Source organism: Stutzerimonas stutzeri (assembly GCF_013522825.1).
GTDB lineage: Bacteria > Pseudomonadota > Gammaproteobacteria > Pseudomonadales > Pseudomonadaceae > Stutzerimonas > Stutzerimonas stutzeri_AK.
In genome coordinates, this window is the sequence record NZ_JAAMQZ010000006.1 from 52,119 (window position 1) to 67,089 (window position 14,971).

Below are 14,971 nucleotides of genomic sequence, written 5' to 3' on the forward strand. Positions count from 1 at the left end.
GGCGGCTTTCCTCGACTCAGGTTGCCGCGTGAAAAAGATCGCCCTGTTTGCCGATGTGCAGAACCTCTACTACACGGTGCGTCAGGCACACGGTTGCCACTTCAACTATGCGGCCTTGTGGGCCGAGGTCAGCGCGCGCGGAGAAATAGTCGAGGCTTATGCCTATGCCATCGAGCGTGGTGATCCCAAACAGCAGCAGTTCCAGCAAATCCTGCGCAACCTCGGTTTCACCGTGAAGCTCAAGCCCTATATCCAGCGCAGCGACGGCTCGGCCAAGGGCGACTGGGACGTAGGTATTACCATCGACGTGCTGGATGCTTCCGCGCGCGTTGACGAAGTCGTGCTGGCCTCCGGCGACGGGGATTTCGATCTGCTGCTCGACCGTGTACGTGCCGGCAGCGCCGAAGCCACCGCCTACGGCGTACCGGGGCTGACGGCGCAATCGCTGATCCGCGCCGCCAGCCGTTATGTGCCCATCGAGGGCAAGCGGCTGCTGAAATCATAGAAGCCGGGACAGCACTGCAGACCGGCACTTTGCTCGTCGGATTACGCCTTCGGAAACCCGGATTACGCCTTCGGCTAATCCAGGCTACGGTCTGCGGTCTCGTAGGATGGAATCGTCGAAGGCGCTTCCGTCGTTTACCTGATCTACTAGCTTGGAGACCGGGTTACGCTTCACCAACCCGACGAACGGAGGTGAAGCCTGAAGAAAAAGCATGACAGGTATCCGCTACAAACCCGCAGGTCGCCCTGCTTCCAAGCTGTTTTGCGCGTAAACTTGCGCCCTCGTTTCCCCTGCCGGTTTTCGCCATGACCTTCGTCTCCCTGGGCCTGATCGATCCCTTGCTGCGCACGCTCGAAGCGCTCGACTACACCACGCCGACGCCGGTCCAGGCCAAGGCGATTCCCGCCGTGCTCAAGGGCCGTGACCTGATGGCTGCCGCGCAGACCGGCACCGGCAAGACCGCCGGTTTCGCCCTGCCGCTGCTGCAGCGGCTGACCCAGGAAGGCGCCAAGGTCGCCAGCAACTCGGTGCGCGCACTGGTGCTGGTGCCGACCCGCGAGCTGGCCGAACAGGTGCATGAAAGCTTCCGCACCTACGGGCAGAACCTGCCGTTGCGCACCTACGCGGTATACGGCGGCGTCAGCATCAACCCGCAGATGATGGCGTTGCGTAAAGGCATCGACGTGCTGGTGGCGACACCCGGTCGTCTGCTCGACCTGTACCGGCAGAACGCGGTGAAGTTCGAGCAGGTGCAGGCGCTGGTGCTGGACGAGGCCGATCGCATGCTTGACCTCGGTTTCTCCCAGGAACTGGACGATCTGTTCTGTGCACTGCCGCGCAGGCGCCAGACGTTGCTGTTCTCCGCGACCTTCTCCGATGCCATCCGGCAGATGGCGCGTGAGCTGCTGCGCGACCCGCTGACCATCGAGGTCAGCCCGCGCAACGCCGCCGCCAAAACCGTCAAGCAGTGGCTGGTGCCGGTGGACAAGAAGCGCAAGAGCGAACTCTTCCTGCACCTGCTGGCGGAAAAGCGCTGGGGCCAGGTGCTGGTGTTCGTCAAGACCCGCAAGGGAGTCGATCAACTGGCCGAAGAACTCCAGGCCCAGGGCATTGCCAGCGAGGCGATACACGGCGATCGCCCGCAAGCGAGCCGTTTGCGCGCACTGGAGCGCTTCAAGGCCGGCGAAGTGCAGGTGCTGGTCGCCACCGACGTCGCCGCACGCGGGCTGGATATCCACGACCTGCCGCAGGTGGTCAACTTCGACCTGCCCATCGTCGCCGAAGATTACGTACACCGCATCGGGCGTACCGGTCGCGCCGGCGCCAGCGGGGAGGCGATCTCGCTGGTCAGCGCCGACGAGGTCGATCAGCTCGCCGCCATCGAAACCCTGATCCAGCAGGTGCTGCCGCGCCACGACGAGCTGGGCTTCGTGCCCGACCATCGGGTGCCGACCACCACCCTCGGCGGGCAGATCATCAAGAAGCCGAAAAAACCCAAGAAGCCCAAGGAAGGCGCCGCCAAGGGCAAGATCCACCTGGGCAACTGGTTCGACGAAAGCGAAAAGCCCAATGCCAGGCCCATTCGCAAGGTGCCGAGCCTGGGTGGGGCGAAGCCGGCGAAGAAACGCTAAGACGCAGCCGTTGGTGACCGGTTGGGGCAGTGATCGAAGAGTGTGAATAGAGGGTCAACCGATGCGACCTGGCGCAGAGCTGGGGCGACGCCGGGACTCGCCGGACGATTGTCTGGCCGAACAATATGCGGCTCGGGCGTGTATAAGCTCGACTTGTAGGTCGCATTAGCCGAAGGCGTAATCCGACGATGCGCAGGCGCAATACTTTGGATGATCCGCGCCTGGCGGTCCGCTCGTCGGGTCGGTGAGGCGTGACCCGACCTACCGTTGCCTGACCAGTTATCCGGCAACTAATAGGCCATGGCAGTCTGATCGGCATGCGGCGAGTATTTCCTCCGCGAACTGTGGATCATCTATAGACCGGGCCAATGCGACACCGCCGATTAGCGCGATAGCGATCTGTAACGCGCGCTGACGATTCTCGGCTGACGAGGCCTCAAGGGATGCCTCTAATCGCCTCACAAAGCTCTGCAACGCCATACTGTAAACGTGTCGAACTGCGGGTTCTCGCCGCGTCACGTCCGTTGCCATGAAGGCAAGCGGGCACTGCATTGATTCGCCTTCCGTGTGGGCAAGCTGAAGATAACCATCGACCAGCGTACCCAGTCCATTCGCGCCTAATTCCTCCAGTCGTGCGCTGCCAGCCTTGAAAGCATATCGAATTGCTTCGGCATAGATTTCCGCTTTCGTTTGGAAGTGGTGATAAAAAGCGCCTCGCGTTAATCCTGCATCGGCCATCAGGTCATCGATGCTGACTTGCTCGAAACCGTAGAGAGCAAAAAGCCGTGCAGCGCTTTCAAGGATTTTCATTCGAGTCTTGTCGCGTTGGTCGGAAGGCCAGGACATAAGAGTTCCTTGGTTTATGTTCTTGAACATAGGGTGATGGGCGGGAGAATCCCCGTCTCACTCCACCAGAGACATTTATATGAAACTGCATATTTTCGGCCCTGGCTTTAGCACCCTCGTACGCAGCGTACGCCTTTACTGTGAAGAAAAAGGCCTCGATTACACCTATGGCATAGCGAAGTGCATCGTGCTTACCATCCGTTTGGCAAAGTGCCGGTTCTGTTTCATGCGGGCGGGCACATATTCGAGATCCGCGCCATCTGCCGCTATCTGGATGCGGCGTTTCCGGAGCGCACACACTTACCGCCTGATCTGGCCGCGCGAACGGAAATAGATCAATGGTCAAGCGCCCTGGCCACCTCCGTCGATGAGCGACTCGTACGCAACTATCTACTGCTTGTCGGTGGACCCAATCCGCCAAAGACGGTTGACCCAAGTCTACTGGCCCGCGCGGAATCACGAGTTGAAGCCACGTTAGCCATACTCGACGAACAGTTGGGTGAGCGTTCTTTTATCTGTGGCGACCGCTACAGTGTCGCTGATGCACTGTTAACGCCGATGCTCGACTACCTGGTCGCCACCGCCAGACCCGCTAGTTGGCTCGATCCGTGGCCACGCCTTTGCAATTATCTTGAGTGCATGCGAGCGCGCCCGTCGGGCCGTGCTGTATTAGCGGCTGTGGATATCAATGCTGGGTAAAATTCACTAACGACTCGCTGCCAACCCCGCTGATCGGGATTGGCCGGCAGCCTCGCTCATCAGCCATTCCTTGAACATGACTAGCCTGGGCAGGCTGACACACTCGGGGCGGTAGACGATGTAGTAGGCCAGTTCGGAGACGAAGCGGATTTCGGGAAAGAGTCGTACCAGCCGTCCAGCGGCCAGGTCATCACCTGCCATGGCGCTGCGTGCGAGCGCGACCCCGTGCCCTTCGACCGCAGCCTGGAGGACGGCTGCGGAGTTATTGATCCTCATGCCGCGAGAAGCCGGTACGTCCTTCATCCCGGCCTGCTCCAGCCATTTGTCCCAGGTAGGAAAACCGGCATGCCCGTCCATCGAAAGATCGTGTATCAGGGTGACATGCCGGAGGTCATGACCCTGTGCTCGGTATGGCAGAAGCTCTGGAGCGCATACCGGATAGATTTCTTCATCCATCAGCTTTTCTGCCGCTACCCCTTGCCAGCTTCCGGTGCCGTAGCGCACGCCGACATCCACCCGCCGGGCAAGAAAGTCGATCGGCTTCAGACTGGTTTCCAGGCGCACATCGGTATCGGGGTATCGGTCATGGAATCGCTCGAAGCGCGGTAATAGCCATTTGGCGGCGAAAGCGGGGCTGACGGTGACGGTCAGCACGTTGCCGGTCGAATCTTCCTTGAGCCGCTCCAGCCCCAGCTGCAGTTTGTCGAAGCCGGACCGGATCTCAGGGAGTGCGCGTAGCGCCGCTTCGGTAGGAACCAGCCTTTTACGACCGCTCGTGTTCCGAATGAACAGGGGCGTCCCGAGCTGGTCTTCAAGGCTTCTTACGAGCTGGCCGACAGCTGCGGGGGTGACGTTGAGCTCCGCCGCCGCTGACGAAAAGCTCTGATGACGGGCGCTGGCCTCGAAGGCCCGCAATGCGTTCAAGGGGATGGGCATCTTCATTCCGGGAAAGTTTTTCTTTCAGCCGGCCCAATTTAATCTCGTTTGTCGGTTCGCCAGCCAGCAATGAACAATTCTGGCCCAGAACGCCGGGTGCGTTAAAGAAAACCTTTTTATCGGGCGCGTTACAGGCCCGACAGGCCCACGGACGAAACGGCGAACGGCCCTTGGTTGCCTGATCGCATTACCGCACACACTTTCAAAAACGGACGTGCCAGTGGACGATCGCACCCTCGTGGTCGCCTCGCTGGAGGCGGCACCTGGGCATGCCTTAAACCTTGCCCATTCACCTGAAGAGAGCATGCAGATGCAACATGACAAGACCCAGCCGGTGGCTGGTCCAGCCGGGATTTCCGAGCGTGATCAGCGCGCGAATCTCTGGCGGCTGGTAATCGCCCAGGCGCTGTCCGGTGCGAATGCGGTGGTCATCTATGCCACCGGGGCGATCATCGGCAGCATGCTCGCTCCGACACCGGTGCTGGCCACCTTGCCGATCTCCATTTTCGTGGTCGGCATGGCCGCCTGCATTCTGCCCGCTGGCGTCGTGGCGCGGCATTACGGTCGTCGTGCGGCGTTCCTGGTCGGGACCCTGGCCGGTGTGCTCGCCGGTCTGCTGGCCATGCTTGCGGTCATCATGGGCTGGTTCTGGCTCTTCTGCCTGGCGACCTTCTGCGGCGGCGGCTATGCAGCCATTGTCCTGTCGTTTCGCTTCGCGGCAACCGATGGTGTCGCGCCTGAACGACGTGCGCGTGCCTTGTCGCTGGTCATGGCCGGCGGGGTGGCGGCTGGCGTCATCGGCCCGCAGCTGGTGACCTGGAGCATGCACCTGTGGCAGTCCTATCCCTTCGCTGCCACCTTCCTGGTGCAGGCGTTGGTCGCCGCCGCCTCGGCGGTCGTCCTGCTGGGCGTCCGTTTGCCCATGCCCACGGCTGCGGAGGCTGCCGGTGGCCGTGCGCTTCCGATAATCCTGCGGCAACCGCGCTTCATCGCGGCGGCGACTTGTGGCGCCGTCACCTACATGCTGATGAATTTCCTGATGACCGCCGCGCCGCTGGCGATGCACATGCACGGCCACTCCCAGGAGTCGTCCAACCTGGGGTTGCAGTGGCACGTGATCGCGATGTATGCCCCCAGCTTCTTCACGGGCAGCCTGATCACGCGCTTCGGAGCGGGACGCATAGCCATCCTCGGCCTGCTGCTGACAGGGTTGTCCGCCGCCGTGGGGCTTGCGGGTGTCGATGTCGCCCACTTCTGGCTGGCGCTGATCCTGCTCGGCGTGGGGTGGAATTTCGGTTTCCTGGGCGCCTCCGCCCTGGTGCTGGAATGTCATCGGCCCGAGGAAAAAACACGGGTCCAGTCGCTCAACGACTTCATCGTATTCGGTCTGATGGCCGTCGGCTCCTTCCTGTCGGGCGGCCTGCTGAGCGCCTATGGCTGGGATACGGTCCTGTGGGTTTCCTTCGTCCCGCTGGCCGTTGCTGTCGTGGCACTGGCGATGGCGAGAAGTCGCAACCAGTCAGTTTCCGGCGCGTAGGGCGGTTTGACTGTCAATTCGGTGTGGCACGGGTGGCCTCTCTGCGGCTAGGGTTCATGTTCGACGCGAGCAGACAGGGGACATCGCATGTTGAAGCTGTGGGGCCGGGCCAACTCGACCAATGTGAAGAAGGCGCTCTGGTGCCTGGAGGAACTTGACGTTTCCTACACCCGCGTGGATGCGGGCGGTGTCTTCGGCATCGTCGGCGAGCCGGCCTACGTCGCGAAGAACCCGAACCGCCTGGTGCCCTGCCTGGAAGATGGCGAGCTGGTGCTCTGGGAGTCCAACGCCATCGTTCGCTACCTGGCGGCACAATACGGCGAGCCGTTACTGTGGAATCCCGACCCGCGCCAGCGTGCGGAGGCGGACAAATGGATGGACTGGACGACCTCGTCCCTGGCAGCCCCCTTTCGGGTGGTGTTCTGGAACATGGTGCGTACTGCGACCGAAAAGCGCGACATGGCCGCGGTAGAGGTGGCGCTGGCCGAATGCGGCCAGCAGCTGGCCATTGCCGATCGTGTCCTGACCGAGCAACCGTATCTGTCTGGTGCGAGCCTCGGCATGGGCGATATCCCGCTCGGTTGCTTCGCCTATGCCTGGTTCGAAATGCCCATCGAGCGTGCCGAGTTGCCGCATCTTCACGCCTGGTACCAGCGCTTGCGACAGCGCCCGGCCTACCAGCGCGCCGTGATGACGGTGCTGACCTAGTGGTTGGGCCGCACCATTCTCCATGAATCGCCTCAAAGAGGATGAGCCATTCTCGGCTCGACCGGAGGTGAATCATGAGTATCGATCCGCTTGACCGACTCCACGACCAGCAACCCGTTCCAGGACAGGAGCAGAACCCTGTGCATGCTCCTGACCCGGACTTCATCACGGACAATCCGGACATTCAGGACCCCGACGGAGGTGGCGGGCCTGGCATCGGGCCGGACGTCGAGGATCCTGGCAGGCCGGACCTCGACGATCCGAACGAGCCGGGTCTGGGGAATCCGATTCCCTGAAGGTGGTTGAGCCTGCTTGAGAGTCTGTCCTTACCTGCGCCGGTCATCAGTGGCGGCGTAGGTGAGCGGCTCCACGAGCGTTGCCAATGCACGCACCGTGCGCAGATGATTCCACTTTCGCAAAGGCGTCGCGATATGCGTGGCGAATCTCCTTGCGGTCACGTTGAGATGCTTCGGGAGCACTGCATGCACGGCGATACGTACTACTACGAACCCCGCCAGGGCCATGGGCTGCCCCATGATCCGTTCAATGCCATCGTCGGCCCGCGGCCCATCGGCTGGATCTCCTCGCAGGATGCCGAAGGCCGGTTGAACCTGGCGCCCTACAGCTTCTTCAACGCCTTCAACTACACGCCGCCGATCATTGGCTTTTCCAGCGTGGGGCGCAAGGACAGCCTGAACAACATCGAGGCGACCGGCGAGTTCTGCTGGAACCTGGCAACCCGGCCGCTGGCCGAGGCGATGAACCAGAGCTGCGCCGCTGTCGCGCCCGAGGTGGACGAGTTCGCCCTGAGCGGGCTGACGCCGGTACCCTCCAGCTTGGTCGCCGTGCCGCGGGTGCTGGAAAGCCCGGTGTCGTTCGAGTGCAAGGTGACCCAGATCATCCAGCTGCAGGGCGCGGACAAGACGCCGGTGTCGAGCTGGCTGGTGCTTGGCGAGGTGGTGGCGGTGCATATTGCCCAGTTGCTGCTGGTCGATGGCGTCTACGACACCGCGGCGGCGGAGCCGATCCTGCGCGGCGGTGGGCCGGCGGACTATTTTCAGCTGGGGCGCGAGGCACGCTTCAAGATGTACCGGCCCAAGTGAGTTCATGCCATCTGGCAGGCCGAGTGCATCAGGCGCCTGGTGCTATCGTCATAAACACCGCCTGATCAGAGGAGACGCAGCATGGACCGATTCACCGGCGGTTGCTTGTGTGGCGACGTGCGGATTCTGGCTTCGGGGCGCCCCTACCGGGTCGGCCTGTGTCACTGTCTCGACTGCCGCAAGCATCATGGTGCCCTTTTCTACGCAGCCGCGGTGTTTCCGCAGGAGGCGGTGAGCATCGAGGGCGAAACCCGTGACTATGCTGGGCGCCATTTCTGCCCGCGTTGCGGGTCGTCGGTGTTCGCCCGTAGCGCGGATGAAATCGAAGTGCATCTGGGCACGCTGGATGCGCCCGACCAACTGATGCCGACTTATGAAAGCTGGACCATCCGGCGTGAGTCCTGGTTACCGCCGTTTCCGCTCGCGAAGCGGTACGAGCGGGATCGTGATGCCTCCGGGCGTGCCGAGTAATAGCTGCGCTCGTTATCGCGGCCCCAGCCAGCGCAGCACCCCTTCGGCGGCAGCACGACCAGTGGCGAAGCAGGCGGTCAGCAGGTAGCCGCCGGTGGGCGCTTCCCAGTCGAGCATCTCGCCCGCGCAGAACACGCCGGGCAGCTGGCGCAGCATCAGGTTTTCGTCCAGTGCCTCGAAGGGCACGCCGCCGGCGCTGCTGATGGCTTCATCCAGCGGGCGCGGGCGAACCAGTGTAATCGGCAAGGCCTTGATGGCGGCGGCAAGCGCTTGCGGGGCCTGGAAGGTCTCGGCAGCGGTCAGTTCGCGTAGCAGTGCGGCCTTGACGCCGTCGAGCTTCAGTTGCCGATGCAGGTGTTTGGCCATCGATTGCGAGCCGCGCGGTTTGGTCAGGGCGGCGGCGATCTGCTGCTGCGAGCGATCCGGCAGCAGGTCGAGCAATACCGTTGCCGCGCCGCTGGCATTGATGCGTTCGCGGATTTCAGCGGACAGCGCATAGACCAGGCTGCCTTCGATGCCGCTGGCGGTGAGGACGAATTCGCCTTTGCGCGGGGACGTGCCGGGCAGCACGAGACTGACGGTCTTCAGCGGCGCGCCGGCGAATTTCTCCACAAGATGCTGGCTCCAGCCTGCAACCTCGAAGCCGCAGTTGGCCGGTTGCAGCGGCGCGATGCCGACGCCACGAGCCTGCAGCAGCGGCACCCAGGCGCCATCGGAACCCAGCCGCGCCCAGCTGCCGCCGCCCAGGGCGAGCAGGGTGGCAGTCGGGTTCAGCAGCGATTCGCCTTCCGCTCCTGCGATGCGCAACTGGCCGTCTTCGCTCCAGCCCAGCCAGCGCTGGCGGGTATGAATCTGCACGCCGCTGTCGCGCAGGCGCTTGAGCCAGGCGCGCAGCAAGGGCGCAGCCTTCATGTCGGTGGGAAAGACGCGACCGGAGCTGCCGACGAAGGTATCGATGCCCAGGCCGTGAATCCATTCGCGCAGCGCATCCGGGCCGAAGGCGTCCAGCAGTGGCCGCAGCTGATTGGCGCGCTGGCGATAACGACCGACGAAGGCGGGAAAGTCCTCGGCATGGGTGATGTTCATGCCGCCGACGCCGGCCAGCAGGAACTTGCGCCCGACCGAGGGCATGGCGTCATGGAGATCGACCGCGATGCCGGCCTGGCTCAGCACTTCGGCGGCCATGAGCCCGGCGGGGCCGCCGCCGATGATGGCGATGCGAGTAGCAGCTTGGGTCATGACGGCAGCCGGACAGTTGCGAAGGGCGGGCATTGTAGCGACTGCGCCGGAGCGGGTCATTGTGGGCGCTGCGGTCAGCGCAATCCGTGCCGGCTCCAGGCTCTGGCTGCGCTGAAGTGCAACTGCGCATGGCGGCGGGCGAGCAGGGCGCGATTCTTGTCGTAGCCGCCGCCGATCACGCCGACCACCGGGATGTCACGGCCCAGGCAATGGTCGATCACGGCGCTGTCGCGCAACGCCAGGCCGTCGTCGCTGAGATCGAGCAGGCCCAGCGTGTCGTCGCGGTGAACATCGACGCCAGCGTCGTAGAGCACCAGGTCCGGCTGGTACAGGGGCAACAGGTAGTTCAGCGTGTCGTTCACCACCTTGAGGTATTCCTGATCGCCCATGCCCGCCGCCAGCTCTATATCCCAGTCACTGCGGGCCTTGCGCAAGGGGAAGTTCTTCTCGCAATGCAGCGACACGGTTACCGCGTCCGGCACCTGTTCGAGGATGCGTGCGGTGCCGTCGCCCTGATGGACGTCGCAGTCGAAGATCAGCACGCGACCAACGCGACCGCTTTCCAGCAGCGAAAGGGCGATGATCGCCAGGTCATTGAAGATGCAGAAGCCCGAGGCGTGGTCGTAGTGGGCGTGGTGGGTGCCACCGGCCAGGTGGCAGGCCAGGCCATGTTCGAGGGCAAGGTCGGCGGCCAGCAGTGAGCCACCCACGGCGCGCACGGTGCGCTGCGCCAGCTGCGGGCTCCAGGGCAGGCCCAGGCGGCGCAGTTCTTCGCGGCCCATGTCGCCGCTGCAGTAGCGCTCGATATAGGCGCGGTCATGGGCCAGCGCAAGCACGTCGGCTGCGCACAGTTCGGGGCGCAGAATCTGCGCATCGGTGGTCAAACCGCTATCGACCAGGTGGTCGCGCAGCAGGCGGAATTTCTCCATCGGGAAGCGGTGTCCCGGTGGCAGCGGCGGGCTGTAGTCGTCGTGGAATACCAATGGCAAGGGCATCGATTGGCGCCTGAAGTCATTCGTTGCACTGCGACTGCCTCGGCAGCCCGCAAACGGCGGCAGTATGCCGGCTTGATCACGACACGCTCAAGGCGCGGCAGGCACCGTCTGGTTGGTCAGCTGGAGCCTGTTCGGTTTAAACCGTAAAATCTTCGCCTTTGCCTGAAAATGGCCCTGCCTGAAAGGAAATTTGCATGACCGAGACACTCGATACCCTGGTGAGCCTGCTGTCGCTGGAGCGCATCGAGGAAAACCTGTTCCGTGGCAACAGCCAGGACCTGGGCTTTCCGCAGCTGTTCGGCGGTCAGGTGATCGGCCAGGCGTTGTCGGCGGCGAGCCAGACGGTGGTGCCGGAGCGGCATGTGCATTCGATTCATGGCTACTTCCTGCGCCCCGGTGATTCCCACCTGCCGGTGGTGTATGACGTCGATCGGGTGCGCGACGGCGGCAGCTTCACCACGCGCCGCGTCAGCGCGATCCAGAAGGGGCAGACCATCTTCACCTGCAGCGCTTCGTTCCAGACGGACGAAACCGGCTACGAGCACCAGCTGCCGATGCCCGACGTGCCCGGCCCGGACAATCTGCCCAGCGAGGGGGAATTGCTGCACAAGCTGGAGAACGTGCTGCCCCAGGGGGTGATCGAAAAGCTGCGTCGGCCCAAGCCCATCGAGATTCGCCCGGTGACCCTGTTGGACCCGTGCAACCCGCAGCCGATGGAGCCGGTCCGTCATGTGTGGTTCCGGGCTGCCGGCACGCTGCCGGACAATCCAGCGGTACACAAATACCTGATGGCCTACGCTTCGGATTTCAACTTCGTCAGCACCGCGCTGCAGCCCCACGGCGTTTCCTTCTGGAACAAGTTCATCCAGCTGGCGAGCCTCGATCACGCCATCTGGTTCCACCACGAAGTACGCACCGACGACTGGTTGCTGTACGCCATGGACAGCCCCTGGGCCGGCAATGCGCGTGGTTTCGCCCGTGGCAGCATCTTCAACCGTGCCGGTCAGCTGGTTGCCTCGGTGGCCCAGGAAGGCCTGATCCGCGTACGCGAGGACTGGAAATGACCCTGGCCGCTGCGCGCCACTGGGTGTTCGACATGGACGGCACCCTGACCATCGCCGTGCATGACTTTCTGGCGATCAAGCGCGCACTGGATATTCCACCGCAAGACGACATCCTCCATCACCTCGCCGCATTGCCGGCTGATGAGGCCGCGGCCAAGCGCGCCTGGCTGATGGAGCACGAGCGCGAACTGGCCCATGCCGCGCGGCCCGCACCGGGTGCACTGGAGTTGCTGCACGAACTGCGTGATCGCGGTTGCCGCCTCGGCGTGCTGACGCGCAACGCCCATGAGCTGGCGCTGGTGACCTTGCAGGCCGTGGGCATGGGCGACTGCTTCGCCAGCGAGGACATTCTCGGTCGCGACGAAGCGCCGCCCAAGCCGGACCCCGGTGGTCTGCTGCATCTGGCGGGCAGGTGGCAGGTCGCGCCGCAGACGCTGGTGATGGTCGGCGACTACCACTTCGATCTGGCCTGTGCCAAGGCGGCTGGCGCCAGGGGGGTGCTGGTCAACCTGCCGGACAATCTCTGGCCTGAGTTGACGGATCTGCATGCCCGCGATTGCCTGGAGCTGCGACGGATGCTGGCTGGGTAGAGCAGGTCGGACCTGGCGTCGGATTAGGCCTTCGGAGAAACCCGGATTACGCCTTCGGCTAATCCAGGCTACGGTCTGATTTGGCCTTGTGTGGTGGCGAATTACCACCGTTGTAGGTCGGATTAGCCGAAGGCGTAATCCGACGAGCAGCCTGCCTCAGTAAATCGCCTGATACAGCTTGCGCCGATAAGTGGTGACCAACGGGTGGTCGTTGCCCAGCAGGTCGAACACTTGCAACAGGGTCTTGTGCGGCAGGCCGTCGGCGTAGTTGCGGTTGCGCACGAAGAGCCTGAGCAGGGCATCCAGCGCCGTTTCGTACTGCTGGCGCGCCAGTTGCTGGATGGCCAGCTGGTAGGTCGCCTCGTCATCCTCGCCGTTCTGCGCCAGGCGACTTTTGAGGTCGGCGACTTCCGGCAGGCCGCTGGCCTGGCGCAGGAAGGTCAACTGCGCGCGTGCGGCGGCCAGCGCCTGCTTGTGCTCGTCGCCCTTGACCGCGCCCAGTACCGTCTCGGCCTCGCCCAGTTCGCCACGTTCGGCCAGGCAGCGGGCATAGAGAATCAGCGCCGCGGCGTTTTCGTTGTCGTCGGTGAGCAGTTGCTTGAGCAGGTTTTCCGCCTCGCCGATGCGGCCCTCGGCGAACAGTGCCTGGGCGCTGGCCAGCAGGTCCGCCTCAGGCGTGGCCGGTAGCTGGACGTGGGGTTCGAGCAGGGCGCGGATGGCAGACTCGGGCTGTGCGCCAGCGAAACCGTCCACCGGCTGGCCGTCCTTGAACAGCACCACGGTGGGCAGGCTGCGCACGCCGAAGCGGGCGACCACTTCCTGTTCGATATCGCAGTTGACCTTGGCCAGCAGCAGCTCGCCCTGGTACTCCTCGGTGATCTTCGCCAGCAGCGGCATCAGCGCCTTGCACGGCGCGCACCACTCGGCCCAGAAATCCACCAGTACCGGCTTGTGAAAGGAGTTCTCCAGCACCAGCTGCTCGAAGTTGCTGGCGGTGACATCGAAGATGTAGGGAGTCTGGCTCATCAGGGTTCTCGAATGGGCGCGTGTGAAGGTGCCATGTTAAGTGGGGGCGACCACTACGGGAAGCAAGGGGTGAAGGTGGTTCGGCATCAGCGGAATGTCCGCGCAAAGTGCGCCGTAGACGGCTAGAATCCGCACCACCTTTTCTCGGTGCGGCGATTGCAGTCGCGCAAAAGGAGTCAATGATGTCCGCTCTGTCCGATTTCCGGGCGCGCTACCTCGTGCGCTTCTGGTCGCCTTTGCCCGCGCTCGTCGCGCTGGGTGTCGCTTCCGCCTACTACTTCGCAATCACCGGGACCTTCTGGGCCGTGACCGGCGAGTTCACCCGCTGGGGTGGGCACGTGCTGGCCTGGTTCGGGTTCCAGCCGCAGGAGTGGAGCTATTTCAAGCTGATCGGCCTGCAGGGCACGCCGCTGGATCGCATCGATGGCGTGATGATCATCGGCATGCTGCTCGGCGCGCTGTGCACGGCGCTCTGGGCGAACAACGTCAGCCTGCGCTGGCCCACCAGCAAGCGCCGCCTGGCGCAGGGGCTGATCGGCGGGATCATCGCCGGTTTCGGCGCCCGTCTGGCCATGGGTTGCAACCTGGCGGCGTTCTTCACCGGTATTCCGATGTTCTCCCTGCACGCCTGGGCGTTCATGCTGGCGACGGTCGGCGGCGCCTGGGTCGGGGTGAAGATCTGTCTGCTGCCGTTCCTGCGCGTACCGCTGAAGGTGGGGAGCCAGGCCAGTTCGCTGTTCGCCGATGCGCAGGCGCGGGAAAAGCGCAACCGCCTGCCGGTGCGCCTGGGCGTGGCGGTGGCGGTCATCGCCGTGGCATTCGCCGCCTGGCGTTTCGGCGTGTCGATCGCGCTGGGCATGGCGGTGCTGTTCGGCGTGGTGTTCGGTGGCCTGATCGAGCGTGCACAGATCTGCTTCACCAGCGCCGCGCGTGATCTCTGGACCACGGGGCGTACCCAGATTGCCTACGGCATTCTGCTGGGCATGGCCGTGGCCTGCGTCGGCACCTTCGGCGCCATCATGCTGGGGGCCGATGCGAAGATCTTCTGGATGGGGCCGAATGCGGTGATCGGCGGCCTGCTGTTCGGGATCGGCATCGTCCTGGCCGGTGGCTGCGAAACCGGCTGGATGTACCGGGCCATGGAGGGGCAGGTGCATTTCTGGGTAGTCGGCATCGGCAACGTGATCGGCGGCACGCTGGTGGCGGTGTACTGGGACGAGCTGGGTACCTCGCTGGCGCTGCCCTATCCGAAAATCGATCTGCTGGAAAGCATGGGGCCGGGCACCGGCCTGCTGTTCAGCTTCGCCGGCCTGGCGCTGGCCATGTGGCTGGTCCATCTCAATGCCCGTCGTTTCCAACCCAAGAGGAGTGCTGCCCGTGAGCCAGCCCAAACCGAATCTCTCGCTTGATCTGCGGGGCGAACACTGCCCCTACAACGCCATCGCCACGCTGGAGACCCTGGAAACCATGCTGCCGGGGCAGTTGCTCGAAGTGGTGACCGACTGCTCGCAATCGGTACAGGGCATTCCCGAGGACGCCAAGCTCAAGGGTTACAACTGCCTGGCCGTGGAGCAGCACGGTCCGCTGTTCCGCTTTCTGATCGAAGTGCCGGCCTGATCCG

Annotated in this window: 17 protein-coding genes; 12 read left to right on the forward strand and 5 right to left on the reverse strand. The window is 63.7% G+C overall.

The features are described from left to right. The first annotated feature begins 28 nt into the window (after positions 1 to 28). Positions 29 to 505 (forward strand): NYN domain-containing protein, encoded by a 477-nt coding sequence (locus tag G7020_RS05665; protein WP_181082961.1) that lies wholly within the window; start codon positions 29 to 31, stop codon positions 503 to 505. Between the two features lie 305 nt (positions 506 to 810). Then, a complete protein-coding gene (locus G7020_RS05670; protein WP_181082962.1) occupies positions 811 to 2,136 on the forward strand; it encodes a DEAD/DEAH box helicase in 1,326 nt (441 codons plus the stop codon). A gap of 279 nt (positions 2,137 to 2,415) precedes the next feature. Here G7020_RS05670 and G7020_RS05675 read toward each other — a convergent pair whose 3' ends face one another. Continuing rightward, positions 2,416 to 2,982, reverse strand: a complete 567-nt coding sequence (locus tag G7020_RS05675; protein WP_181082963.1) for a TetR/AcrR family transcriptional regulator — start codon at positions 2,980 to 2,982, stop codon at positions 2,416 to 2,418. A gap of 180 nt (positions 2,983 to 3,162) precedes the next feature. Here G7020_RS05675 and G7020_RS05680 point away from each other — a divergent pair, with 180 nt between their 5' ends. Next, complete coding sequence (locus G7020_RS05680) at positions 3,163 to 3,681, forward strand: glutathione S-transferase C-terminal domain-containing protein (RefSeq protein ID WP_181082964.1); 519 nt, start codon at positions 3,163 to 3,165, stop codon at positions 3,679 to 3,681. A 6-nt stretch (positions 3,682 to 3,687) separates the two neighbouring features. Here the strand turns inward: G7020_RS05680 and gcvA are convergent, their stop codons facing one another. Next, a complete protein-coding gene (gcvA, locus tag G7020_RS05685; protein ID WP_181082965.1) occupies positions 3,688 to 4,623 on the reverse strand; it encodes a transcriptional regulator GcvA in 936 nt (311 codons plus the stop codon). Between the two features lie 298 nt (positions 4,624 to 4,921). On the opposite strand from gcvA, the gene G7020_RS05690 reads away from it, so the two are divergent. The 5 genes from G7020_RS05690 (at position 4,922) to G7020_RS05710 (ending at position 8,436) form a co-directional block, all read left to right on the forward strand. Further along, positions 4,922 to 6,154 carry an MFS transporter gene (locus tag G7020_RS05690; RefSeq protein WP_258189254.1) on the forward strand — a complete coding sequence of 411 codons (1,233 nt, stop codon included), beginning with the start codon at positions 4,922 to 4,924 and terminating at the stop codon, positions 6,152 to 6,154. Positions 6,155 to 6,241: 87 nt separating this feature from the next. Continuing rightward, a complete protein-coding gene (locus G7020_RS05695; RefSeq protein WP_181082966.1) occupies positions 6,242 to 6,862 on the forward strand; it encodes a glutathione S-transferase family protein in 621 nt (206 codons plus the stop codon). 74 nt (positions 6,863 to 6,936) lie between these two features. Next, entirely contained in the window at positions 6,937 to 7,158 is a 222-nt protein-coding gene (locus G7020_RS05700; RefSeq protein ID WP_181082967.1) for a hypothetical protein, read from the forward strand. 186 nt (positions 7,159 to 7,344) lie between these two features. Continuing rightward, complete coding sequence (locus G7020_RS05705; RefSeq protein ID WP_181082968.1) at positions 7,345 to 7,965, forward strand: flavin reductase family protein; 621 nt, start codon at positions 7,345 to 7,347, stop codon at positions 7,963 to 7,965. An 81-nt stretch (positions 7,966 to 8,046) separates the two neighbouring features. After that, a complete protein-coding gene (locus G7020_RS05710; RefSeq protein ID WP_181082969.1) occupies positions 8,047 to 8,436 on the forward strand; it encodes a GFA family protein in 390 nt (129 codons plus the stop codon). Positions 8,437 to 8,448: 12 nt separating this feature from the next. Here the strand turns inward: G7020_RS05710 and G7020_RS05715 are convergent, their stop codons facing one another. Both G7020_RS05715 and G7020_RS05720 read right to left on the reverse strand, forming a co-directional pair. Then, positions 8,449 to 9,708, reverse strand: a complete 1,260-nt coding sequence (locus tag G7020_RS05715; RefSeq protein ID WP_423835560.1) for a TIGR03862 family flavoprotein — start codon at positions 9,706 to 9,708, stop codon at positions 8,449 to 8,451. Positions 9,709 to 9,749: 41 nt separating this feature from the next. Continuing rightward, positions 9,750 to 10,670: a histone deacetylase family protein gene (locus tag G7020_RS05720; protein ID WP_181082971.1), complete on the reverse strand. Its 921-nt coding sequence runs from the start codon at positions 10,668 to 10,670 to the stop codon at positions 9,750 to 9,752. Positions 10,671 to 10,864: 194 nt separating this feature from the next. Between G7020_RS05720 and tesB the strand changes: the two genes are divergently transcribed. Further along, on the forward strand, positions 10,865 to 11,734 hold the full coding sequence (gene tesB, locus G7020_RS05725) for an acyl-CoA thioesterase II (protein WP_181082972.1): 870 nt from the start codon (positions 10,865 to 10,867) through the stop codon (positions 11,732 to 11,734). Next, on the forward strand, positions 11,731 to 12,324 hold the full coding sequence (locus G7020_RS05730; protein WP_181082973.1) for an HAD family hydrolase: 594 nt from the start codon (positions 11,731 to 11,733) through the stop codon (positions 12,322 to 12,324). Before tesB ends, G7020_RS05730 begins: the two co-directional genes overlap by 4 nt. 156 nt (positions 12,325 to 12,480) lie before the next feature. Here the strand turns inward: G7020_RS05730 and trxA are convergent, their stop codons facing one another. Continuing rightward, positions 12,481 to 13,350 carry a thioredoxin gene (gene trxA, locus G7020_RS05735; RefSeq protein WP_181082974.1) on the reverse strand — a complete coding sequence of 290 codons (870 nt, stop codon included), beginning with the start codon at positions 13,348 to 13,350 and terminating at the stop codon, positions 12,481 to 12,483. A gap of 182 nt (positions 13,351 to 13,532) precedes the next feature. Between trxA and yedE the strand changes: the two genes are divergently transcribed. Continuing rightward, positions 13,533 to 14,759 (forward strand): selenium metabolism membrane protein YedE/FdhT, encoded by a 1,227-nt coding sequence (gene yedE, locus G7020_RS05740; RefSeq protein WP_181082975.1) that lies wholly within the window; start codon positions 13,533 to 13,535, stop codon positions 14,757 to 14,759. Beyond that, a complete protein-coding gene (gene yedF, locus G7020_RS05745; protein WP_014854046.1) occupies positions 14,728 to 14,967 on the forward strand; it encodes a sulfurtransferase-like selenium metabolism protein YedF in 240 nt (79 codons plus the stop codon). Before yedE ends, yedF begins: the two co-directional genes overlap by 32 nt. Positions 14,968 to 14,971 lie beyond the last annotated feature (4 nt).